This is a genomic window from Bacillus cereus group sp. Bce019 (assembly GCF_051781745.1).
GTDB classification, from domain to species: domain Bacteria; phylum Bacillota; class Bacilli; order Bacillales; family Bacillaceae_G; genus Bacillus_A; species Bacillus_A cereus.
In genome coordinates, this window is record NZ_JBPWJX010000231.1 from 1 (window position 1) to 256 (window position 256).

The following is a 256-nucleotide window of genomic DNA, read 5'->3' on the forward strand; positions in this document are numbered from 1 at the left end:
CTATGATTACGTTATAGCCCAATCGCTTTAACTCTGTCGCAAAGTCTATAAGAGCTTTCCTTACTTTTTGATTCTCTACTAAATCGGCATCAAACGCTAAATAGACATTTTCTACACCCATATCCTTTAATACAGGCATAGTAATTCGCCAAGCGTTTACACCAGGAATCGCAAGAACCGTCGTTCCTACTTCAATAAGTTCTGCTTTATTAAATCGCTTTGGAATCAAATCAGCAATCAAATCAGCTTTCATGGG

General features: G+C 37.9%; 1 pseudogene. It reads right to left on the bottom strand.

Annotated features, from left to right (window positions below):
- A pseudogene (locus tag ACS2QP_RS28135) lies at nucleotides 1-256 on the bottom strand (hypothetical protein); the annotation flags it as partial.